This is a genomic window from Calidifontibacter indicus, from assembly GCF_003386865.1.
GTDB lineage: Bacteria > Actinomycetota > Actinomycetes > Actinomycetales > Dermatophilaceae > Yimella > Yimella indica.
On sequence record NZ_QTUA01000001.1, the window covers coordinates 501646 to 524594 of the forward strand.

Sequence of the window (22949 nt, forward strand, 5' to 3'; positions counted from 1 at the left end):
GACCGGAGGGGAACTGGAATGAAGACTGGCGCGAACGTTGCGGCCGGCATCGCCGAATCGGCAGGGCACGATGCGTTGTACCGCGCGGCGCGCGAGGCGGCCGGCGACCCACAGGCGGCGCTGGTCCTCGCGGGCCGATTCGCCGACGCGTTGCCGTTGCCGGGCTCGGGCTCGGGCTCGGGCTCGACCGCACAACTGTGGGAGGGATTGGCACGCCTGGGGATGATCGACCTCACCGTGGCCCGCGCGATCGAACCCCACCTGGACGCCCGCGCCATCCTCGCCGAGGCCGGCGACGATGCGCCCGAAGGCACTTGGGGCGTCTTCGCCGCCGAAGGCCCAGGTGTGCGGCTGGAGGCGAGCGGGCAGGGTTCCGACTGCACGCTCACCGGCGTCAAGCCGTGGTGCTCGCTCGCGGCCGTGCTCGACCACGCACTGGTCACGGCCTGGGTCGATGACGAGCAGCGCGGACTGTTCGCCGTCGACATGCAGCAGTCGGGCGTCACGGCCACCAGCGGCACCTGGGTCGCCCGGGGTCTACCGCAGGTCACCAGCGAATCGGTGGAGTTCGCCGACGTGCCGGCGCGAGCCGTCGGCGACGCCGGGTGGTACCTGCGCCGCCCGGGCTTCGCCTGGGGTGGCATCGGTGTCGCGGCGGTGTGGTTCGGTGCGGCGGTCGCGCTGGCAGGCGCGCTGACCGAGGCAGCCGGCCGGCGCAAGCCCGACCAGATCGCGCTCATGCACATCGGACGCTGCGACGCCGCCCTGCACGCGGCCCGCTGCACCCTGCGCGAGGCGGCCGCCCGGGTCGACGACGGCTGCGTCGACGATCCCGGCCGCCTGGCCGCACGCGTCCGGACGGTGGTGGCACAGGCCGCAGAGACCGTGCTGACCACCGTCGACCACGCGCTCGGCCCGGGCCCGCTGGTGGCGGATGAGGAGCATGCGGCGCGGGTGGCCGACCTGCACCTCTACCTGCGGCAGTGGCACGCGGAGCGCGACCTCGCCGCCCTCGGATCCTCGCTGCTGTGAACCGCACCTTCTCCCTCGACGACCCGGGCACGCCGGAGCAGGAATGGCGCGAGGCCCTGCGGGCCAAGGCCCTCCCGAGCCTCGACCTGTCGCCCTTGCGGCGGCTGGTGGTGGTGTCGGCACACCCGGACGACGAGACCCTCGGGGTCGGCGGTCTCATCGCGCAGGCCGCTCGCGCCGACCTGACGGTCGACGTCGTGGTGCTCACCGACGGTGCCGCGTCACACCCCGATTCACCGACCCACTCCCCCGAGGCGCTGCGTCGCATCCGCGAACACGAGGTGCGACACGCGATCGAACTGCTCGCCCCAGGGGCGTCGGTGCGCACCCTCGCGCTTCCCGACGGGGCGCTCGCCGACCATCTCGACGACGCGGTCGACGCCGTGGTGGAGACGATCGGCCTCGACGGCGAGTCGACCCTGCTGCTGTCGCCCTGGCATCTCGACCGGCATCCCGACCACGAAGCCGCGGCGCAGGCCTGCGCGCTCGCCTCGACGCGCACCGACGCCCATCACCTGGGCTACCCGGTGTGGGCGTGGCATTGGAGCTCCGTCGACGAATTCCCTTGGGAATCGGCCGTTTCGGCGGCGCTCAGCGAAGATGATCAGGACCGCAAGGTCGCCGCGCTGGCCGCCCACACCAGCCAGGTCGAGCCGTTGTCGGACGACCCCGGCGACGAGGTGCTGCTGCCCGACCACGTCGTGCGCCATTTCCACCGCGACGTCGAGGTGCTCCTGCCCCAGGCCCCGGCCGACGACGACGCACTCGACGCCCTGCACGGCTCGAACAGCGACCCCTGGAACGTCGAATCCTCCTGGTACGAGCAGCGCAAGCGGGCGGTCATCCTCGGGCTGCTGCCGCGCCGGCACTACGAATCCGTGCTCGAGGTGGGGTGCTCGATCGGCGTGCTGACCGCCGACCTCGCCCAGCGGGCCGACCGCGTGGTCGGCATCGACTCGAGCGCGCACGCGGTGCAGGCCGCCCGCTCACGGGTGCCCGCGAACGCGACCGTGCACGTCATGGACACCCCGAACGAATGGCCGTCCGACCGCTTCGACCTGGTGGTGCTCTCGGAGGTGGGCTACTTCTTCAGCCCCGGCGACTGGGCCGCCCTCCTCGCACGCGTCGAGCAGAGCCTCACCGACGACGGCGAGGTGCTGCTGTGCCACTGGCTGCCACAACCGAAGGGCTGGCCGATGAACGGCGAGGTGGTGCACGGCGCCGCGCTCGAGCAGCTGTGCCGCGGAGGTCGCCGGGTGGTGGCGCAGTACCGCGACGACAGCATCCGCGCCGAGGTCGTGGGGCCGACGCCGATCGAGCCGTAGGCCGCTGCGAGCGGCCGGTCAGGCCCGGTCGGCGTCCGGCCTGCGCGGATCGGTGTCGAGCTCGCGCAACTCGTGCGACAACTCCTCGAGCTCCTGACCGCCGGCCATCTGCGCGGTGAGTTCGTCGAGGGTGAGGTCGGCGCGCTGTTTGTCGAGCGCCACGCCGCCGAGCTTCAACACGAGGAAGCGGTTGCCGACGAGGTAGGCGTGGTGCGGGTTGTGCGTGATGAACACGACGCCGAGGCCCGCGTCGCGGGCCTTGACGATGTACTTCAGCACCACGCCCGACTGCTTCACGCCCAGTGCGGCGGTCGGTTCGTCGAGGATGATCACCTTCGCGCCGAAGTAGATGGCGCGGGCGATCGCGACACACTGCTTCTGACCACCCGAGAGCGCACCCACCGGACGGTCGAGGTCGGGGATGACGATGCCCATCTTCGACAGTTCGTCACCGGTGATCCGCTTCATCTCGTCGGTCTTCATCAGCCCGAGCGCGCCGCGAATCTCCTTGCCCAGGAAGAAGTTGCGCCACACCGACATCAGCGGGGCGAGGGCGAGGTCCTGGTAGACGGTGGCGATGCCCGCCTCGAGCGACTCGCGCGGCGACCTGAAGTGGGTCTGCGCGCCCTCGACCAGCATGCGTCCGGAGGTGTAGTCGTGCAGCCCGGCCATGATCTTGATGAGCGTCGACTTGCCGGCGCCGTTGTCGCCGAGCACGCAGGTGACCTCACCGGCACGCACCGCCAGATCGACCCCGCGCAGCGCGTGCACGTTGCCGTACGACTTGCCGATGTCGATCAGCTCGACGATCGGTGCACCGCCGGCGTCGACGGTTTTGTCCTCGAGTGCTGCTCCGAGATCGCTCATCGCTTCTCAGCCTGTCGCCGGATGTAGGTGTTCACCAGGGTGGCGAGCACCAGCATGATGCCGAGGAAGGTCTTCAACCAGTCGGGGTTCCACCCGGCGTAGGTGATGCCCAAGTTGGTCATGCCGTAGATCAATGCGCCGAGCGAGGCACCGATCACCGAGCCGTAGCCGCCGGTGAGCAGGCAGCCGCCGACGACGGCCGCGATGATGAAGATGAACTCGTCGCCGACGCCGATGTTCGACTGCACGCTGCCAAAGTTGAACAGGGTGTGCATGCCGAGCAGCCAGGCGCAGAACCCGACGAACATGAACAGCCCGATCTTCACGGCGGTGACGGGCACGCCGACCGCGCGGGCGGCGTCCTGATCGCCACCGACCGCGAGGATCCAGTTGCCGATCTGCGTCTTGCGCAACACGATCGCGCCGATGATCGTCAGCAGGATCCAGATGAGGACGGTGACCTTCAGGTTGACCGACCCGATGTTGACCTCGGTGGCGAACACCTTCTGGGCCGCGTCGAAACCGTCCATGTCGGAGATGCGCGGGGAGGTGACACCGCCGGTGACGCGCTTGGTCATCGCCAGGTTGAAGCCCTGCAGGATGAAGAAGGTGCCGAGGGTGACCAGGAAGCTGGGCAGTTTGGTGCGCACCAGCAGCCACCCGTTGAGGAAGCCGACCGCGAGCGCCACGAGCAGCGCGACGAGCACACCGACCCACAGGTTGGTGCCGAACTGCCACGAGAACATCGACGCCACCAGCGCCGACGTCGTCATCGAGACACCGGCCGACAGGTCGAACTCGCCGCCGATCATCAGCAGCGCGACCGGCACGGCCATCATCCCGATGGTCGAGGCCTGGTAGCCGATGGTGCCGATCGCGGCCATCGATCGGAAGGTCGGGGCGACGGCCAGGAACAGCACCATCACGGCGACGGCACCGATGAGGGCACCGACCTCGGGCGTGCTCAGCAGACCGGCGAGCGACGACCGGGCCTGAACCCGGTCGTCACCCTTGGTCGTGGTGGGGGCGGAACTCATGAATCAGCGGATGCCCTCGGCCGCGTACTTCGCGACCGCGTCGACGTTCGTCTTGTCGATGAACGCCGGACCGGTGAGCGTCGGGGAGCCGCCGCCGACGGTGCTGCCGTTGTACTTGTAGAGCCAGATCGCCTGGACCGCGAGGTAACCCTGCAACCACGGCTGCTGGTCGATCGCGAACTCGATCTTGCCGTCCTGGATCGCCTTGACCAGGTCGCCGTTGGTGTCGAAGGTGCCGATCTTCGCCTTCGACCCGGCGCCGTCGCGGCCCTTGAGCGCGTTGAGCGTGACGTCGGCGTTGAGGCCGATGACCCAGTCGATGTTCTTGCTCTGGCTGAGCTTGGCCTGCACGTTCGTGACGATGTTCGGCAGGTTCTTGCCGTCGACGTACAGGATCTGGGTGCTCGGCACCTTCTCCTTCACGCCCGCGCAGCGATCTTCGAGGCCGACGTTGCCCTGCTCGTGGATGATGCACAGCGGGTTGGTCGCGCCGGCCGCCTTGATGCGGTCGCCGACGGCCTCTCCCGCGGTCTTCTCCGGCTGGCCGAAGAACCCGATCAGGCCGAACTCCTTGGCCTTGTCGCTGCCCGAGTTGACGCCGACCACCGGGATCTTCGCCTTGACGGCGTTGGCCACCGCGCCCTTCATCGCGTCGGGCTTGCCGAGGGTGGTGGCGACGCCGGCCACCTTCTTGTCGACCGCGGCCTGCACCAGCGCGGCCTGCTTGGTGCCGTCGGGGTCGGCGGAGTACTCCAGCTTGATGTTGTAGGTCTTGGCCGCCGTCTCGGCGCCCTTGCGGACGATGTCCCAGAAGGTGTCGCCCGGACCGGAGTGGGTGACCAGGGCCACCGTCATGGACGGCGTGCTGACCCCACCACCGCCGGCGGACGAGGACGACGTCTCGGTGGCCTTCTTGCCGCCCGAGCTGCTGCACCCGGTGATGGCGAGCGCGGTGGCTGCACCGATTGCGGCCAGCTTCATTGCGGACCTAGCGGTCATCACTGCTTCCTTTCGGTCGCATCCTCACCAGATGCGGGGATGGCGATGGAATCGATTCTGCCGGTGACTATCCCAGCAGCGCAGCCTCGGTGTGTCGGATCGACACGGCGTCTGCCGGACCGTTGCGCGAACGTTGCCCGCACGGGTGAGCCGCTCATCGGGTGCCGACCGACATCAGATACGCGACGGAGTTGCTCACGTCGTCCAGGGGCGAGTGCGCGGTGCCGCCCGGCGCGTCGGCGAGCATCGTGTCCTGTTCCAGCACATACCAGCCGCGATAGCCGGCGTCCTCGAGGCCGCGCACGATGAGCTCGACCGGCACGTCGCCGGTGCCGAGCGGCACGTACATGCCCTGGCCCACCGCCTCGGCGTAGGTGAGTTCGCCGTGCTGCACCCGGCGGGCGAGGTCGAGGCGCACGTCCTTCAGGTGGACGTGGCCGATGCGGTCGGCGTGCTGCTGCACGACGGCGCCCGGGTCGCCGCCGCCGATGAGCAGGTGGCCGGTGTCGAGGCACAGCGCGATCGTCGAACCCTCGATCACCCGCAGCGCGTCGGCGCCGCTCTCGACCATCGTGCCGACGTGCGGGTGCAAGGTGGCGCGCAGACCCGACTCGGTGGCCGCGACGTCGATGCGGTCGAGATTGCGCAGCAGCGTCACCCACTGCTCGTCGGCGAGCTGCGGACGGGTGTCGTAACCGGTGAGGCCGGTCGCGGCGGCGATCACGACCGTCGACGCCTGCGCGACCGTCAGCGCTTCGATGGCCCGGATGACGTCGGGCAACGGATCGAACTCGGCGTCGTGCAACACGACCGGCACGAACTGCCCCACCGCCCGCAGGTCGTAGTCGGTGAGCACGTCGACCTTCTCCTGCGGGTCGTCGGGCAGGAAGCCGTCCGGACCGAACTCCGTTGCGCTGAGCCCGAGTTCGCGCATCTGCTCGAGCACGACGTCGGCCGGCAGCTGGTAGCCCCACCCCGGCACTTCGCACACGCCCCACGAGATGGGGGCGCCGGCGATGCGGGAGGCGAGGGCGCTCATGCCGTGGCCACCTCGTCCATCGAGACGACGCGGCGGCCGGCCTTCGACAGCTCGCAGGCCTCGGCGATGCGGAACGCCTCGAGGGCGTCGCGGACGGTGCACGGGCTCGGCCGCTCGCCGGCGACGACCTCGAAGAAGGCGTTGAGTTCGGTGCGGTAGGCGGGCAGGAAGCGCTCCATGAAGCTGGTGTGAACGGGGCCGCGGGGCCAGTCGACGCCCTCCTCGGCCGACACCATCGCGAGCGTGTCGTCGAGCCCGACGCACATGCTGCCCAGGCTGCCGAAGACCTCCGTGCGCACGTCGTGGCCCTGGCCGTTGTAGCGGGTGGAGGAGATCTGCACGACGGTGCCGGAGTCGAGGGTGAGCATCGCACCGCCGGTGTCGTAGTCGCCCGCTTCCTTGAAGAAGTCGGCACCCTGGTTGCCGCCGGTGGCGTAGACGCTGGTGACCTCGTGGCCCGACACGAACCGCACGACGTCGAAGTCGTGGATGTTGCAGTCGCGGAAGATGCCGCCGGACGTCGGGATGTACGAGGCGTGCGGCGGGTTCTGGTCGAGGGTGTGGCTGCGGATGGTGTGGATGAACCCGAGTTCGCCGTCGGCGACCGCCCGCTGCACGCGTTGGTAGCCGTGGTCGAAGCGGCGCTGGAAACCGACGTGCACGGGGGTGTCGGTCGACTCCGCGAGGCGGGTCAGCTCGATGGTTTCGCCGAGCGTGGCCGCGACCGGCTTCTCGCAGAAGGTCGCGACGCCCGCGGCGATCGCCTTGCGAAGCATCGGGGCGTGGCCCGGGGTCGGGGTGGCGATGACCAGCCCGTCGATGCCGGCGGTGAGGAGTTCCTCCTCGCTACCGACGGCCCGCGCGCCGAGCTCGGCCGCGACCTTGCCGGCCCGCGCGGCGTCGAAGTCGTAGAGCACGAGCTCGTCGACGGCGTCGAGTGAGTCGAGCGTGGCGGCGTGGAAGGCGCCGATGCGCCCCACTCCCGTCAGGCCGATGCGCATACGGTGTCCTTCCAGGCGAAACGAGCGCCCGGTCGGCGCGCGAGAACCAAAGCTGTGCGCCCAGCTTTTCCCGCGACGTCACCACTGTCAAGATTTGTTAGGACATTTGGACGTTCGGGGAGGGGCGGCGCGTACCAGCGGGTTTACCGGCGGCCGTGCCACGATGTCGCTCATGGCTCCGTTCAAACGCCCCGCCCGACAGGACATCGTCAGCGACCTCGTCGCCAATGTGGCGCAGGTGCACGTGTCCGTCGGCGACAAGGTGGAGGCCGGCCAGGAGCTCGTGCTGCTGGAGTCGATGAAGATGGAGATCCCGGTCGTTCCCGAATGGGAAGGCACCGTGACCGACGTCCGTGTCGTGCCCGGCGATGTTGTCCAGGAGGGCGACATCATGGTCGTCCTCGAGTAGTTCGCGCCCAGTTCGAGTGCACTAGTTGTCCGTGAGTGCACTACGCCCGGCCAGTGCACTCACGGACAACTAGTGCACTCAGAACCAGGACGACTGGTCGCCCGGACGTAGCCCCTTCGCCACCAGCCGGCGCACCAGCGGGTCGACCCGGAAGGCATCCATCCAACCCCAGCGGACGACGTCGCTGAACAACCGGATGCGGTCCTCGCGGCGCTTCTCCCGGACAACCGCGGCGGACGGGTCCCCGTCGCTGAGCGCCATCCCATACTTCAGGTCGCCGTCGCACTCGCCGATCAAACCGGGCCAGCCGAAGTCACCGCGTCCGAACTCGCCGTCCGAATCGACCAACCGCACCTGAAGTTCGGGCTTGGGGAATCCCTGCTCGAACATGACTGCGCGGCTGAGCGATTCGAGCACCGACTCCGAACGCCCGTCGGCCAGGGCCGCGACGAGCCGGGCGATCGGCGCGTCGCGCGATGTGGCTCCACGCGACGTCGAGCGCAGCAGCAAGGGGTCCTCAAGCATGGGCAGACCCTGCCAACTACAGCCGTCCTGTGCCGCTTTCCACAGGGATGGCACTCCACTGCGCTACTTATCCGTGAGTGCACTAGCCGTACGTAGTGCACTCACGGACAAGTAGCGCAGTCGGACCGACTACGAGCCCGACGACTCCGGCTGCTCGCTCCACCAGCGCAGCAACTCCGCGCGCACGGCGTCCGCACCGACCTGACCGGCGTCGAGCCGGAACGCCAGCAGGTGCTTGTAGGCCCGCCCGAGCACCGGCCCGGGCGCGATGCCGAGGATCTCCCCGATCTGGTTGCCGTCGAGCTCGGGCCGCACCTTGCCCAGCTCCTCCTGCTCCATCAACCGCGCGATGCGCCGTTCGAGGTCGTCGTACGTCGCGGCGAGCGCGGCCGCCTTGCGCTTGTTACGGGTGGTGCAGTCGGAACGGGTCAGCAGGTGCAGCCGGGCGAGCTGGTCGCCGGCGTCGGTGACGTAACGGCGCACCGCGGAGTCGGTCCACTCGCCGCCGCCGTAGCCGTGGAAGCGCAGGTGCAGCTCGATCAGCCGGGTGACGTCACGCACGACGTTCTTCTCGAAGCGCAGTTCCCGCAACCGCTTGCGGGCCAACTTGGCGCCGACGATCTCGTGGTGGTGGAACGACACCCCACCGCCGCGCTCGAAGCGTCGCGTCGCGGGCTTGCCGATGTCGTGCAGCAACGCCGCGAGCCGCAGCACCAGATCGGGGCCCTCGACCACCGCGGGCGCCTCGAGCCCCTCGACCACGCGCGGACCCTCGAGCGCGATCGCCCGGTCGAGCACGGTGAGGGAGTGCTCGTAGACGTCCTTGTGCCGGTGGTGTTCGTCGATCTCGAGCTTGAGCGCGGGCAGTTCGGGCAGCACGTGGTCGGCGAGGCCGGTGTCGACGAGCAGTTCGAGCCCGGCGCGCGGGTCGGGCGCCACCATCAGCTTGACGAGTTCGTCGTGCACCCGCTCGGGCGACACGATCGCGATCGTCGCGGCCCGCTCGGTCATCGCCTCGACCACGGGTGGCGCGGCGGTGAAACCCAACTGCGCGACGAACCGCGCGGCCCGCATCATCCGCAACGGGTCGTCGGCGAACGACACCTCCGCCGGGGCCGGGGTGATCAGTTCCTTACGAGCGAGCGCACCGAGCCCGTCGTACGGGTCGACGAACTCCATCGTCGGCAGCCGCATCGCCATCGCGTTGACCGTGAAGTCGCGGCGCACCAGGTCGTCGTCGAGGTTGTCGCCGAACGCCACGACCGGTTTGCGAGTGACCCCGTCGTACGCGTCGGCGCGGTAGGTGGTGATCTCCACCTTCCACTCGCCCTTCTGGGCACCGATGGTGCCGAAGTCGCGGCCGATGTCCCACGTGGTGGACGCCCACGGCTTCAGCAGCGCCTCGGTCTGCTCGGGCGAGGCCGACGTCGTGAGGTCGATGTCGTTGCTGCGCCGCCCGAGGAAGGCGTCGCGCACCGGACCGCCGACCAGGGCCAACTCGTGCCCCGCCGCCGTGAAGATCTCGCCCAGCTCGGTGAGCAGCCTCAGGTGCGGCGCGAGTTGGGCGACAGCGCGCTCACGAAGAGCGCGCAACGACGAGGGATCGGGCGTGAACTGCTGGTCTGACACCGTCAAAGGTTAGGTCGAACTCTTCGACCAGACCGCATCGCCTGGTTACAGTGACGGAATGACACTCCAGGTCCCACGAGCCAGTCGCCCCGTGCGGCGACTGCCGTCCCTGGAGGAGACCTCGGCCGGTGGCGTCGTCATCGACGTGCGCTCCGGCATCGCCTGGTTGGCCCTCATCGCCCGCTACAACCGGGCCGGACGGCTGGAGTGGTGCCTGCCGAAGGGTCACGTCGAACCGGGCGAGACACTGGTCGAGACCGCGGTGCGGGAAGTGGCCGAGGAAACCGGCATCTACGGACGCGCGCTCATCACCCTCGGCACGATCGACTACTGGTTCAGCACGCCGCGTTTCCGTATTCACAAGCGGGTGCACCACTATTTACTCGAGGCACTCGACGGTGAGATCACGGTCGAGAACGACCCCGACCAGGAAGCCGTCGATGCCGCATGGTTCCGCCTGGACGAGGTCGACTCGCGACTGACCTTCGCCAACGAGCGCCGGATCGCCCACATGGCGTGGCGCCGGCTCGCCGGCTGACCGAACGCCGACTGACCGACCGACAACCCGACCGACAACCCGACCGACACCGATCGGAGACCGTGCACCCCCGCACCTCAGCCCGCACGCGACTGGCACGGACGACGTCCCTGCTGGTCGCGTTCTGTGTGGCGGTGCTCGGGTTGTGGCTGCCGAGCGCGCCGTCGGCGAAGGGCGCCGGCACCGTCACGCTCTCGATCGACCCGGCCGCCTCCAGCCTCACCGCCGACTCCACCGGTGCCGAGGTGGTGGGCACGATCACCAACGACTCGGGTCACGCGATCGGCAACGGCACCGTGCACGTCGGGGTCGCCGGCACCGTGCTCGACACCGCGAACGCGTTGCAGCGGTGGACGCAGGGGCGGTCGGGCATCAGCACGCCGACGGTAGCGAGCGCCTCGATCGGGGCGGTGCCCGACGGCGCGGCGCGCCCCTTCCGGGTGCAGATCCCCGCGGCCAAACTGCCCTGGAAATACCAACTCGCGGCGCTGCCGATGACCGTCACGCTCACCGAGGGCGGGTCGATCACGTCCGCCGCCACCCTGCAGCAGGTGCGCACCACCTTGCAGATGCAGACCGGCGCCGTCACCACACCGCTGCGCATCGGATGGGTCGTGCCGCTGACCCTGCCGGCCGATCCGGCGCTGTTCGGGCCGAGCGGCACCGCACGCGACGAGGCCTGGAACCGCGCGATCGGCAGCGGCTCGCGGGTGCAACAGCTGATCGACTCACTCGCCGGACAACAGGTCACCTGGCTCATCGACCCGATGCTGCTCGACCCGCCGGTCGGCGCCGACGAGAACGTCCCGGCCGCCCGCATCGAAGACCCGGCGACGAGCACCGAACCCGCGCCCAGTCCGAGCACGTCCGAGTCGACGAGCGGTTCGGCCACCGGCTCCACGTCGAGTTCAACCACCGGCACGACCCCGTCATCGGGCACGTCCTCGAGCACCTCAGCCCCCAGCTCGACCAGCCCGAGCTCCACGTCGAGCCCTGCCAGCCCGAGCTCCACGTCGAGCCCTGCCAGCCCGAGCTCCACGACGAGCCCCAGCGACACCGCCACCAGCTCCACGACCTCCGAAACCACCGACGGTGGCGACGGCACCTCCGACCAGATCCCCTCCGACACCGTCGGCGTGCTCGTCACCGAACTGCTGAGCAAGCTGCGCTCCCTCGGCACCGGCCAGCAGGTGTGGTGGACCGCGTACGACGACCCCGACGTGACCACCCTGCTCGACCGCGACCGTGCCCTCCTGCAACGCGACCTGTCCCGCCCGCTGCCCCCGGCGCTGTCGGCGATCAGCACCACCCGTGCGGTCTGGCCGAGCGGCGAGGTCGGGGCCACCGACCTCAGCCGCATCACCGCGGCCTGGACGAGCGCCGGCCAGCAGGCTCCGGTCGTCGTGCTGCCCCGCCGGGCAGTGTCGACCACCACCGGCACGGCAGCCACCACCGGCATCGCCCGGGTCTCCGGCACCGCGGGCGCCGTGCTCTACGACGAACGCCTCAGCTCGATCGCGGCGGCCGGCGACGACCCGGGCGTCGCGTCGTCGCGGCTGCTCGCCGAGTCGATCGCGATCTACCAGCAGTCGCCGGGTGCGCAACGGTCGATCAGCATCGCGATCGGCCGCGACTCCACCGCCACCCCGCAGGCGCTCGCGGCGACCGTCAAGGCGGTCTCCGCGGCCGGCTGGACGAGCACCCTCAACCACGACGCCGCCCGCACCACCGCCCCGGCGGTCAGCCTGCTGCCGACCCCGGCCAAGGGCACCCCCTACCCGCAGGCGTCGACCTCGGCCCTCACCCCCAAACTGCTGCAGTCGCTCAACCGGCAGCGGCAACGGGTCGAGACGATCGGGTCGATCCTGGTCGACAGCGACGATGTCGTCAGCGCCCGACAGCGCGCGCTCGACGTCGTCGGCTCCACCCGCTGGCGCGGCAACGCCGCCGCGTTGCGTACGGTGAGCAGCACCAACCGGACGGCGCTCAACGCACTCTCGGAGAAGGTCAACGTCAACTCCTCGACGGTCAACTTCTTCGCCGACTCCGGACGCCTGGCCGTCACCGTGATCAACGACCTCAACCGTCCGGTGCACGACGTGCAGCTGCGCCTGCAGCCGCGCCGCTACCTATTGCGCATCGAGAAGCAGCCCGAGCCGATCAGCCTGCGCGCCAACTCCCGCAGCTCGGTGCGCACCGAGGTCACCGCCATCTCGCCCGGTGAGGTGGCGGTCGACGCCCGCCTGTTCGCCCCCGGCGACGTGCCGCTCGGCGGCCCGGACGTCGCGACCCAGTTGAGGGTCAACGTCCGCCCGACCTCCACGTGGATCTACTGGGTGCTGGGTATCGTGGGCGGGCTGGTGCTCGTCGTCGGTCTCATGCGCAGTCTGCGCAGGGGCCCGCGCCGGACCACCGTCGGTCCGGACGACGCCGGTCCGACCCCGGCCGACGCGATCGTGGCGGCGGCGCCCGCCCGCGAGGCCGACCGACCCGAGCTCGACCCGGACGACCCCGAGGACGACCCGGCAGCCACCGGCGCCCACGACTCACCGACCACGAAAGCTTCCCCACCCGATGACGAGCAGCCCTGACGAGACCGTCGACCCCACTCCGGGGGCCACCGAGTCAACGACCCCATCGGCCCGCTCGTCGGTCCTTCGCTCCAGCGCGGTGATGGCCGCCGGCACGATGGTGTCGCGCGTGCTCGGCCTGGTGCGGACGGTGCTGCTGGCATCGGTGCTCGGCGCCACCGGCGGCGTGGCGAACGCCTTCGGCACCGCGAACACGCTGCCGAACATGATCTACATCCTGCTCGCAGGCGGCGTGCTCAACGCGGTGCTGGTGCCGCAGATGGCGCGTTCGCTCAAGCACGACGACGGCGGACAGGGCTACACCGACCGGCTGCTCACCCTGGCCCTGACCATCCTGCTGATCGTCACGATCGTCTTCACGATCGCCTCACCGCTGGCCTACTACGTGATGGACGTCAGCGGCTCGACGCCCACCTCGCTGGGTATCGCGTTCACCTACCTGTGCCTGCCGCAGATCCTCTTCTACGGCATCTACACCCTGCTCGGCGAGGCCCTCAACGCGCGCGGCCGGTTCGGCGCGTTCATGTGGTCGCCGGTGCTGGCGAACATCGTCTCGATCGCCGGCCTCGTGTGGTTCTGGTCGGTGACGACCCCCGAGCAGGTCGCCGACCCCGACCGGTGGACCTGGCAGATGGTCGCCATCCTCGCCGGCAGCGCCACGCTCGGCATCGTCGCGCAGGCGCTGGTGCTGATCATCCCGCTGCGGCGCAGCGGTTACACCTTCCGTCCCAACTTCAGCTTCCGCGGCGTCGGCCTGCGCACCGCGTCGACCGTCGCGATCTGGGCTTTCGGCGCGGTCGTGGTGCAGCAGATCGGTCTGCTGCTGTCGACCAACGTGCTCAACTCGGTGCCGAAGGGTTACGGCGGCACCGCGGCCCAGCAGAACGCCTTCCTGCTGTTCATGCTGCCGCACTCCATCGTCACGATCAGCCTGGTCACCGCGCTCTACACGCGCCTGTCGCACGCCGCCGCCGAGGGACGCACTCGCGCTGTGAAGCGCGACCTCGACACCGGTCTGCGGCTGTCCGGCCTGGCGAGCATCGCGGTCACGATCGGGTCGGTCGTGCTGATCCACCCGCTCGTCGTCGTCGGTTGGGGCGAGGAGAACGGCCGTCCGATCGCCGACATGACGATCGCGATGATGCTCGGTCTCGTGCCCTTCACCATCTGTGTGCTGGTGCAGCGGGTGTTCTACGCCTACGAGGACGCGAAGACGCCGTTCTGGATGCAGGTCGCCTGCACGATCGTCGCGATGGGCCTCACCCTCGCGGCGCTGGTGCTGCCGATGCAGTGGCGCGGGCCGGGCGTCGCCCTCGCCCAATCGGTCAGTTACCTGGTGCAGGCGATCCTCGGCTGGTGGCTGCTGCAACGGCGGATCGGGCACATTCCGGTGGCCGGTGCGGTGCGCACCTACGTCCGGCTCGCCCTGGCCGCGTTCGTCGCCACCGGCGTCGCCGCAGTCGTCCGCTTCGGCCTGGAGTCGCAGATCGGGTCGACCGGACGCGGCCCCAACCTGGTCATCACGATCGTCGCCGGCGGGCTCTTCCTGCTGGTCTACCTCGCGCTCGGCCGCCGCCTGCACGTGGCCGAGATCAACCAGTTGTTGAGCCCCGTCACCTCCCGTCTGCCCGGCGGACGCCGCTCCCGGGAAGCGGCGGATACCGGCGTGCGGCGCGGCGAACCTTAGGATGGACGGGGCCACCCGTCCGGAGGAGTCGGTGGGCCGACCCGAACGGGTGACCACGACGTCGACGAACGAGGGAGAACGATCAGTGCAGGGCATCGAGTCCGGCCACGAACTGGCCGGTCGTTACCTCCTCCGGCAACTCGTCGCCTCCTCCGATCTGAAGCAGGTCTGGACGGCCACCGACGAGACCCTGAGCCGCGACGTGACCGTCACGGTCTTCGACGCGTCGGGTGAGCACGCCGCGGCGGCGCTCGACTCCGCCCGCCGTGCGGCTGCGGTCGAAGACCGACACCTGCCCCGCGTGCTCGACGTCGGCACCCAGGACGAGCTGTCGTACGTCGTCACCGAGTCGTTCACCGGCGCCGAGTCGATCGCCTCGATGCTGCAATTCGACCCATTGCCGGCCGAGGAAGCCCGCCGCATGGTCGGCGAGGCGGCCACCGGCCTGCACACCGCCGCCGGACGCGGCCTGCACCACCTCGCACTCACCCCGCACGAGATCGTGCGGGCCCAGGACGGTTCGGTGTACGTGATCGGCACGGCCACCGAGGCCGCGCTCGCCGGCACCGACGACGTGCCGTCGGCCGAGGCGTCCCGCCAGGACGCCGTCCGTCTCGTGCAGGTGCTGTACGCCGCGCTGACCGGCAAGTGGCCCGGTGACGAGGACGTCGCCGGTCTGGCCAAGGCCGCCCGCAACGACGACGGTGATGTCTCGCCGGTCAGTTCGCTGCGCCGCAGCGTGCCGCGCGACCTCAACTCGCTCTGCCTCGCGGTGCTCGGCGACGACGCCGGACCCCGCACGCCGGGCGAACTGGCCACCCTGCTCGCCCCGTGGTCGTCCGAGGTCGTGCGGGCAGACCCCGCACCGGCCAAGCCGGAGACCACCGACGACCTGTCGAAGTCCGCCGGCGCGGGCACGGCTGCGGCGGGTGCCGCCGGAGCAGGGGCAGCTGTGACAGCTGGAACCGCCGCGGCAACCGCCACGAGCGGCACCAAGGCTGACGCCGAGACCACCGCCACCGCCGCGGACGACGACGAGACCCAGTTCTTCAACTCGCCGTCGGCCGACCCCGACGCGACCCACACCTTCGACGCCACCGCGCTCGCCGAGCGACGCCGCCGGGAGCAGGACGACGACTACGACCCGTCGTTCTCCGAGCTCGAGCCACCGCTGCCGATGCTGCGCACCGGCCAGGACGACCCCGACCGCGACACCAGCAAGCTGGCGCTGGCGATCGTGGCGGCGTTCGTGGTGGCCGCGTTGGTGCTCGGCATCATCGGCATCCGCGGACTCTTCAGTGGCGGCGGCAGCGACCAACCGGCCCAGACCCAGCGTCCGTTGCCCACCACCCCCACCGGCAGCGCGAACACGTCGGCGACCCCGACGACCACCACCCAGCCGTCCGGCCAGAAGATCACGGTCGCCTCGATCACCGGCTTCGACCCGCAGGGTGACGGCGACGAGCGCAGCGAGCTCGCCCCGAACGCGATCGACGGCAACGTCAACACGTTGTGGATGTCGCAGATCTACGGCCGCGCCGACTACCAGGGCGGCCGCAAGAAGGGCGCCGGGCTGCTGCTCGACCTCGGCAAGGCGACCCAGGTCGGCTCGGTGAGGATCACCACCGCCGGCAACCCCTCGACCATCCAGGTCTTCGTGACCGACCGCAAGGACGGCGTCGACGGGCTGCAGCCGATCGGCGAGATGAACGGGGTCGGTGAACAGACCGTCACCGCAAAGACCCCCACGACCGGCCGGTACGTCATCCTGTGGGTGACCAACCTCGCTGCCGGCAACCTCGGTGGCTACCGGGAGAAGATCGCAGAGGTTCAGGTTCTGTCATGACGTATCTGGAAGACCTCTCACAGCAGACCGACCGCGACTTGCTCGCGGCCCACTGCGCGGGTGACCAGGACGCGTTCGGTGAGCTGTTCAAGCGGCACAAGGACCGCATGTGGGCGGTTGCGGTGCGCACCTGTCGCGACCCCGAACTGGCCGCCGACGCCGTGCAGGACGGCTTCATCTCGGCGTTCCGCCGGGCCGACTCCTTCCGCGGCGACGCGCAGGTGACCACCTGGCTGCACCGCATCATCGTCAACGCCTGCCTCGACCGGTTGCGCCGGGTGAAGCCGACCTCCGAACTGCCGGAGTACGAGTTGGCCGACCGCCGCGACGAGCACGCCAGCACCGTCGTCCGGCTCGATGTGCAGGAGGCGCTCGGCAAGATCCCGGAGGCGCAGCGGCTCGCGCTCACCCTGGTCGACATGCAGGGCATGTCGGTCGCGGAGGCGGCCGACGTGCTCGAGGTGGCCGAGGGCACGATCAAGTCGCGTTGCGCCCGGGGCCGTGCAGCCCTGGCCGAGCTTCTCGTCGACAAGCACGGCGAGGGTTACGTGCACTGAACCTGCTGCTCACCGGCTGCGGGCGCCACCGACGCGACCTCCTGGACGGGGTCTTGCGAGCCGCATGAGCCATCCCGGCCATCGGGGTGTCGGCCCCCAGCACGATCGGGGTGAGCCCTCTGTCGACGAGCGCAGCCGCGCCATTCTCGGCCGACCCGCCTGCAAACGCGGACGGCGGCGGCCCGTTCTTCTGCGCGCCCGGCCGTAGTGTGGCGATATGGAACCTGGAGCGCTCGACTCGCAGGATCAGGGGATGAACACCGAGACTGTCGACGCGGTCGTCGTCGGCGGGGGCCACCACGGGCTCGTGGCGGCGACGATGCTCGCCGATGCGGGGTGGGACGTGCTTCTGCTCGAAGCTCGCGACAAGGTCGGCGGGGCGGTGTCGTCGGTCGTCGACGGCCCCTGGGTGATGGACGAGTTCAGCGCTTGTCATCCGCTCGCGAAGTCGTCGCCGGCGCTGCTTCGCCTGGGTCTGGAGGACTTCGGGCTGCGCTGGGCGGACGCGCCGCGCCCCGTCGCCCACGTGGCCAACGGTGACGATCCGCTCGGTGCCGCCATCGAGACGACCCCGCCCGACACCGCCGCCGGGTTGCAGAACCCCCGCGACGGTGAGACCTGGCTGACGCTGGCGAACCATTACGCGCGGGTGAAGGGCCCGCTGCTCGACGCGTTGCTGACCCAGTGGCCGCCCACCACCAGCGCCGCCCGGTTGGCGCGGGCGGTCGGGGCCGGCGACCTGCTCGACTTCGCGCGTTTCGCCTTGCTGCCCCTCGACCGCATGGTGACGGAATTGTTCGTCGGCCAGGATGCGCGCGATCTGTTCGCCGGCAATGCGATGCACGCCGACATCCCTCCCACGGCGCCTGGCAGCGGCATGTTCGGGTGGCTGATGAGCATGCTCGCCCAGGACGCCGGTTTCTCCTCCCCGGCCGGGGGCACGCGCATGCTGGCCACCGCGCTGGAGCGACGTGCCGTGCATGCCGGGGTCGACATCCGGGTGCACACCCCGGTGGCCCAGATCCTCGTCCGAGGCGGGCGCGCCACCGGGGTGGTCACCGCCGACGGACGCAGCATCACCGCACGTCGGGCTGTGGTCGCCGACACCAGTGCCCCTGCGCTCTACGAGCGCCTGCTACCGGACGACGCGGTGCCGCCCGGCCTGCGCGCCCGACTCGACCGGTTCGCGTGGGATCTGCCGACGGTCAAGGTCAACTACAAGCTGTCCACGCCGATGCCGTGGTCGGCGCGGCGGGCGCACGGCGCGGGCGTGGTGCACGTCGGTCATTCGAGCCCGGGACTCACCCGCTGGAGCACCGACCTGGAGACGGGCCGGGTGCCCGATCGGGCCTTTTCGCTCGTGGGGCAGATGAGCACGATCGACCCGTCCCGGTCTCCGGCCGGCACCGAGGCGCTCTGGCTCTACACCCACGCGCCCCGTGGCATCGCGACGGCCGAGGTCGCCGACCGGGTGGCGGAGAACGCCGAGAAGGTGCTCGACGAGCTCGCCCCGGGCTGGCGCGACTCGATCCTCCAGCGCTGGGTGCAGCGCCCGGACGACCTGCACCAAGCCGACGACAATCTCGCGCACGGCGCCGTCGCCGGCGGCACGATGCAGCTGTTCCAGCAAGCGATCTGGCGACCGGTCACCGGACTCGGTGGACCTGCCACCCACCTCGACGGGCTCTATCACGCCTCCGCTGCCGTGCACCCCGGTGGCGGGGTGCACGGGGCTGCCGGCTTCATGGCCGCCCGAGCGGCCCTGCGACAGCAGCGATGGTGGGGCAGGCCGACTCGCAGTGCCCGACTGCGCGTGCTCGGCCGCCTCTACGACTCCCCGCCGTCCATCGGCTGACGAGCTCGCCGCCTCAGGGCTCGGTGTGCCGCTCCGCCACCAGCGCGAGCCGGCGCAGCGACTCCCGGTTGCGCACCAGGATCGGCACCTGCCGCAGCAGACCGGGCAGCAGCCGGGCCGGACCAGCGCTGACGTCCTCGCCCATCGTGATCTCGGTGCCCGATCCGCTCGGCTCGAGGGTGATGTCGACGACCGCTTCGCCGAAGGGACGTGCGCGGGCGCTCAACCGCAGGCGGCGCGCCGGCTCCATCTCGACCACGGTGGTTTCGTCGTTGAGCAGCCCCGGCCAGGAGCCGACGGAGTGGTGCAATTTCGCTCCGGGCTGCGGCCAATCGGCCGACACCGCCCGCATCCGCGAGGCTCCCACCACCCACAGCGGATACGACCAACCGTCGGCCACAACCGCCCATACATCGTCCGGCGAGGCTGTCGTGCGTCGCTTCATCGGTTTCCATCCCACTCCCAAGATCAGCACGTTCCCATCACGACGTTCGGGCGAGCGCCATGCTCCCTGGCCGTCGACGTGCACGATCCGGTCGCCGTGACCGTCACCGACCGGGGCGGTTCCCTTTCGTCCAGTCTCCACCCGCGTCGCCCGCCATGGTCGATGGCTGCCAACGGAAATCGCGCAGTCCTTCGGTGTTACATTTCCACCATCGAAATATTTCGATCTGTCCCCGGGGAACGGCCGGACGGTGACCTGTCCGTTCAGCCCGGTGACCAGGGCGTGCGGCCGGGCGATCGCAGCGATGTTGTAGGCGAATGTGGCCGCAGCAGCTTGCTCGACCGGGCTCGGGTGCAACACCCGAATCACGACCGTCCGCCACATGTCTGTCCCCCACCTATCGCTCAGGAGAATCGTCATGACCGACGCAGCAAGCAACAACCAGCCCGAGGCGCTCGAGGCGGCCCAGCACGTCGTCGACGAGGTCACCAGCTACGAGTACTCCGGTGACCCGTCCACCATCGAGTCGCAGCTGCTCGACGGCTTCGGCGAGGCCGGCGTCGACGTGCCGGCCGACGAGCTGAAGCGTCTCGTCCAGGAGATCGACCACCTGAAGAAGGACGAGAACGCCGGCACCCCCCAGGTGCGCCAGGCGTCGTCGCGCTGAACCCCGAATCCGCCCGACCCGTGAAGGAGACCGTCATGAACGACGAACAACGCAAGGTGCTGGAGATCATCAAGGACACCCGCCTGGCGATGCTCACCCAGATCGACAGCAGCGGGAAGCTCGTGTCCCGCCCGATGGCGACTCAGGACTCCGACTTCGACGGCACGATCTACTTCATCGCCGAACGCGACACCGAGAAGGTGCGCGACTTGGCCACCAACCCGCAGGTGAACCTCGCATACAGCGGTAAGGGCGCGTGGGCCTCCGTGTCGGGCACGGCACGGGTCGTCGACGACGAGGCGAAGCTGAAGCAACTGTGGAGTTCGTTCACCTCGAGCTGGCTGGAGGGTGGACCGGAGAACCCGAACAACATCCTCATCGAGGTGACCGCCGACTCCGCGGAGTACTGGGACGCACCGGGCAACAGCGCCGTCATCCAGTTGGTCAACCTCGCGAAGTCGGCAGTGACCGGCAAGCGCGTCGAGGGCGACAACGAAACCACCGATTTCCGCTCCACCGATGGCAGTCGCTGACCCGGACCACCCTGACGGGCAGCCCCCGAAGGCGAACCCAGCACGGGTCCACGCCCGGATCCGCGACCTGCTGCGCCGAATCACGCTGGAAGCGCACCGCCACACCGCCCTCGTCGCCCGCGACATGGGCCTGAGCACCACCGACGTGCACGCCGTCGGGGTGCTGCAGGCCTGCGACGGCGGGCTCAGTGCCGGTCAACTGGGCGACACCTTGGCACTGAGCCCACCGGCGACGAGTGCACTGCTGGGCCGGTTGGAGCGGGCCGATCACGCGGTGCGCGGCAGCGCGGCGCACGACGGTCGCCGGGCACACATCGCCCCCACCGCGACAGCCGTCGGCGAGAGCCGCGAGCGGTTCACCGCCCTCAATGCCGCGATCGACGCCGTCCTGGAGCGACACGACCCCGCCGAGATCGAGTCCGTGCACACCGTGCTCGCCGAACTCCTGGACGCCGTCCGTGCTGCCAACGACAGCCACCGCGCGCTTGCGCGCGATGGGTCGGCCGTCCCGACCTGAGGCGTCAGCCCACCTGCCAGACGGTGGTGGTGCCGGACACCTCGTTGCCGACGACAAGCAGTGGCTTGCCGTTCGGCGACTGGTCGGCCGCGATGAAGTGCACGCCCTCGGGGCCGAGGTCACCGGCGGTGCCGGCCCCGGGATCGCCCGCCTTGCGGTTGCTGCCGAAGCCGGCGATGCGGCCGTGCGCCGGGTCGGTGACGTCGACGACGACCACGCCGCTGTTGCGCTCCAGGCCGACGAAGGCGTACGTGCGGCCGCCGATCTTGCCCAGGTCGACGCCTTCCGGCTCCGGCCCCTTGTCGTCGGAGCGGTCGTCGGCGCCGTTCTTCTCGTGGTTGGCGTTGAAGTTGGTCGGGTCGGCCTGCGCGGTGAGCCGCTCGAAGGCGTCCCCGGAGTCCCAGACCAGCGCGCCGGTGTCGGCGTTGCGCACCGAGATGGAGCGTCCGCCGAAGGAGTTGATCTCGGTGTAGCCGTTCGGGCCCTTCGGCGAGGTCGTGGTCATCTTCAGCCGACCGATGGCCTCGTTCTTCTGCAGCGCCTTCGCGTTCGGGAAGACCGTCGGGTCGAGCTTGGCGTCCTTGACCCGGATCTCCTCGTTGTAGCAGTCCCAGTCGCGGGCGTCGCCCTCGTTCGCGGTCACCAGGTAATGCTGGTTCTTCACCTTGTACGACGCGATGCCGTCGGGCATGTACAGGCCCTTCACCGGCCAGGTGGTGATGTTGACCTCGCCGTCCTTGTCGCCGGCGTCGAGCGCGTTCGCCGGCAGCGAGTGGTCCTTGGTGCCGAGCGGGTTGATCGCGGTGATCTTGCCCGCCTTGAGGTCGACGGTGGCGATCGCGTTGGCCTCCTGCAGACTCACCCACGCGGTCTGGGAGTTGGTCGAGACGGTGATGTACTCCGGCTCGAGGTCCTGCGCCACGGTCGCGTTGGGGCCGAAGATGCGCACACCCTTGGCGCGCAGCTCGTCGAGCTGGGCGTTGTAGGGCTTGAAGTCGGCGGTGCGCACGGTGGCTTTGTCGACGCCACCGGCGAGGTCGATGATCGACACCGAGCCCTCCGGGTCGACCTGACCGGCGCAGTAGCCGTCGGGCTCGCCCTCGTTGGCGACCAGCACGCTGGAGCCGGACGGGGTGAAGGTGAGCATGTCGGGCAGGGCGCCCACGGTGACCGAGCGCAGCTTGCCCAGGGCCTTCGCGTCGAAGAAGGTGACGCTGCCCGGAGCGGCCTTCGGCTCGGCCTGCTGCGCGACGGCGATGAGGTTGCCGCTGACGGCGACCGAGTTGGCGCCGGGGGTGGCCAGTTGCGCGACCCGCACCGGCTTCGCCGGGTCGGCGATCGACAGCACGTCGACGGTGCCGGCCTGGGCGTTGATCGAGAACAGACGCTGGCGCACCGGGTCGTGCGCGACGATCTCCGAGCCGCCCTCGGCGAAGGCGCCGGTCGAGTAGGAACCGAGCGGGGTCAGGGTGACGTCGGAGGCAGGGGGAGCCGCCACCGCGGACGGCGCGAACGCTGCGGCCGAGGCAACGGTCGCTCCGGCGACCAGGACGGCGAGGCTGCGGGTGAGACGGGTGCGGGGTGACGGATGCATGAGGGGCAGCATCGGGCACCCCACCCAACTCCTCGCATCGCCCGGGTGGGTGTGCGGTGTCTCCTGGGTGTCGTCCCGGTGAATTCCCAGCTGGCACACACGAACCCCGCAGATAATGCACCTGCGTCCCCGACCGGCCGAGAAGGGCAGGACACCGCCGGAAAAAAAGTTGGTTGCGAGTGGAACCGAGGGTGAGGCCCGTAACGTCAAACCCGCTGACAGACCACAAGCACATGCCCACGGTGCACCGCCGTGG

Annotated in this window: 21 protein-coding genes; 12 read left to right on the top strand and 9 right to left on the bottom strand. The window is 70.0% G+C overall.

The genetic code is table 11. The features are described 5' to 3' along the window. The first annotated feature begins 18 nt into the window (after positions 1-18). Positions 19-1032 carry an acyl-CoA dehydrogenase family protein gene (locus DFJ65_RS02385; RefSeq protein ID WP_115921640.1) on the top strand — a complete coding sequence of 338 codons (1014 nt, stop codon included), beginning with the start codon at positions 19-21 and terminating at the stop codon, positions 1030-1032. Next, a complete protein-coding gene (locus tag DFJ65_RS02390) occupies positions 1029-2357 on the top strand; it encodes a PIG-L family deacetylase (protein WP_170143964.1) in 1329 nt (442 codons plus the stop codon). The genes DFJ65_RS02385 and DFJ65_RS02390 overlap by 4 nt, the downstream gene beginning before the upstream one ends. An 18-nt stretch (positions 2358-2375) precedes the next feature. On the opposite strand, the gene DFJ65_RS02395 is transcribed toward DFJ65_RS02390, so the two are convergent. The 5 genes from DFJ65_RS02395 to DFJ65_RS02415 all read right to left on the bottom strand — a co-directional run bounded on the left by DFJ65_RS02395 (position 2376) and on the right by DFJ65_RS02415 (position 7300). Further along, positions 2376-3224 carry an ATP-binding cassette domain-containing protein gene (locus DFJ65_RS02395; RefSeq protein WP_115921642.1) on the bottom strand — a complete coding sequence of 283 codons (849 nt, stop codon included), beginning with the start codon at positions 3222-3224 and terminating at the stop codon, positions 2376-2378. Next, positions 3221-4261: an ABC transporter permease gene (locus tag DFJ65_RS02400; protein ID WP_115921643.1), complete on the bottom strand. Its 1041-nt coding sequence runs from the start codon at positions 4259-4261 to the stop codon at positions 3221-3223. Before DFJ65_RS02400 ends, DFJ65_RS02395 begins: the two co-directional genes overlap by 4 nt. A gap of 3 nt (positions 4262-4264) precedes the next feature. Continuing rightward, complete coding sequence (locus DFJ65_RS02405) at positions 4265-5260, bottom strand: substrate-binding domain-containing protein (RefSeq protein ID WP_211308347.1); 996 nt, start codon at positions 5258-5260, stop codon at positions 4265-4267. 154 nt (positions 5261-5414) lie between these two features. Continuing rightward, the gene (locus DFJ65_RS02410) at positions 5415-6299 is read right to left on the bottom strand and encodes a TIM barrel protein (RefSeq protein ID WP_115921645.1); all 885 of its coding nucleotides are present in this window, start codon (positions 6297-6299) and stop codon (positions 5415-5417) included. Further along, complete coding sequence (locus DFJ65_RS02415) at positions 6296-7300, bottom strand: Gfo/Idh/MocA family protein (RefSeq protein WP_115921646.1); 1005 nt, start codon at positions 7298-7300, stop codon at positions 6296-6298. The genes DFJ65_RS02410 and DFJ65_RS02415 overlap by 4 nt, the downstream gene beginning before the upstream one ends. A 172-nt stretch (positions 7301-7472) precedes the next feature. Between DFJ65_RS02415 and DFJ65_RS02420 the strand changes: the two genes are divergently transcribed. Further along, positions 7473-7709 (top strand): biotin/lipoyl-binding carrier protein, encoded by a 237-nt coding sequence (locus DFJ65_RS02420; protein WP_115921647.1) that lies wholly within the window; start codon positions 7473-7475, stop codon positions 7707-7709. Between the two features lie 78 nt (positions 7710-7787). Here DFJ65_RS02420 and DFJ65_RS02425 read toward each other — a convergent pair whose 3' ends face one another. After that, positions 7788-8234, bottom strand: coding sequence for a hypothetical protein (locus DFJ65_RS02425; RefSeq protein WP_115921648.1), 447 nt, complete (start codon positions 8232-8234; stop codon positions 7788-7790). A 129-nt stretch (positions 8235-8363) separates the two neighbouring features. Further along, positions 8364-9863, bottom strand: coding sequence for a CCA tRNA nucleotidyltransferase (locus DFJ65_RS02430; protein WP_245949929.1), 1500 nt, complete (start codon positions 9861-9863; stop codon positions 8364-8366). A gap of 58 nt (positions 9864-9921) precedes the next feature. Between DFJ65_RS02430 and DFJ65_RS02435 the strand changes: the two genes are divergently transcribed. The 6 genes from DFJ65_RS02435 (at position 9922) to DFJ65_RS02460 (ending at position 18937) form a co-directional block, all read left to right on the top strand. Beyond that, the gene (locus tag DFJ65_RS02435) at positions 9922-10401 is read left to right on the top strand and encodes an NUDIX hydrolase (RefSeq protein WP_115921650.1); all 480 of its coding nucleotides are present in this window, start codon (positions 9922-9924) and stop codon (positions 10399-10401) included. Positions 10402-10463: 62 nt separating this feature from the next. Then, positions 10464-12992, top strand: coding sequence for a DUF6049 family protein (locus DFJ65_RS02440; RefSeq protein ID WP_147301282.1), 2529 nt, complete (start codon positions 10464-10466; stop codon positions 12990-12992). Continuing rightward, entirely contained in the window at positions 12976-14679 is a 1704-nt protein-coding gene (gene murJ, locus DFJ65_RS02445; RefSeq protein WP_115921652.1) for a murein biosynthesis integral membrane protein MurJ, read from the top strand. Before DFJ65_RS02440 ends, murJ begins: the two co-directional genes overlap by 17 nt. Position 14680: 1 nt before the next feature. Then, a complete protein-coding gene (locus DFJ65_RS02450; protein ID WP_115921653.1) occupies positions 14681-16525 on the top strand; it encodes a protein kinase family protein in 1845 nt (614 codons plus the stop codon). Further along, positions 16522-17082, top strand: coding sequence for an RNA polymerase sigma factor SigM (sigM, locus tag DFJ65_RS02455; protein ID WP_115921654.1), 561 nt, complete (start codon positions 16522-16524; stop codon positions 17080-17082). Before DFJ65_RS02450 ends, sigM begins: the two co-directional genes overlap by 4 nt. A 253-nt stretch (positions 17083-17335) precedes the next feature. Beyond that, the gene (locus DFJ65_RS02460) at positions 17336-18937 is read left to right on the top strand and encodes a phytoene desaturase family protein (RefSeq protein WP_281269836.1); all 1602 of its coding nucleotides are present in this window, start codon (positions 17336-17338) and stop codon (positions 18935-18937) included. Positions 18938-18950: 13 nt separating this feature from the next. Here the strand turns inward: DFJ65_RS02460 and DFJ65_RS02465 are convergent, their stop codons facing one another. Beyond that, positions 18951-19382 carry an SRPBCC family protein gene (locus DFJ65_RS02465; RefSeq protein ID WP_115924058.1) on the bottom strand — a complete coding sequence of 144 codons (432 nt, stop codon included), beginning with the start codon at positions 19380-19382 and terminating at the stop codon, positions 18951-18953. 418 nt (positions 19383-19800) lie between these two features. Here DFJ65_RS02465 and DFJ65_RS02470 point away from each other — a divergent pair, with 418 nt between their 5' ends. The 3 genes from DFJ65_RS02470 to DFJ65_RS02480 are packed head-to-tail and all read left to right on the top strand — an operon-like array spanning position 19801 to position 21099. Beyond that, positions 19801-20049 (top strand): hypothetical protein, encoded by a 249-nt coding sequence (locus tag DFJ65_RS02470; protein ID WP_115921656.1) that lies wholly within the window; start codon positions 19801-19803, stop codon positions 20047-20049. A gap of 35 nt (positions 20050-20084) precedes the next feature. Next, a complete protein-coding gene (locus tag DFJ65_RS02475) occupies positions 20085-20582 on the top strand; it encodes a pyridoxamine 5'-phosphate oxidase family protein (protein WP_115924059.1) in 498 nt (165 codons plus the stop codon). Then, complete coding sequence (locus tag DFJ65_RS02480; RefSeq protein ID WP_115921657.1) at positions 20569-21099, top strand: MarR family winged helix-turn-helix transcriptional regulator; 531 nt, start codon at positions 20569-20571, stop codon at positions 21097-21099. Before DFJ65_RS02475 ends, DFJ65_RS02480 begins: the two co-directional genes overlap by 14 nt. 4 nt (positions 21100-21103) lie before the next feature. Here the strand turns inward: DFJ65_RS02480 and DFJ65_RS02485 are convergent, their stop codons facing one another. Further along, positions 21104-22693, bottom strand: a complete 1590-nt coding sequence (locus DFJ65_RS02485; protein ID WP_115921658.1) for a choice-of-anchor I family protein — start codon at positions 22691-22693, stop codon at positions 21104-21106. Positions 22694-22949 lie beyond the last annotated feature (256 nt).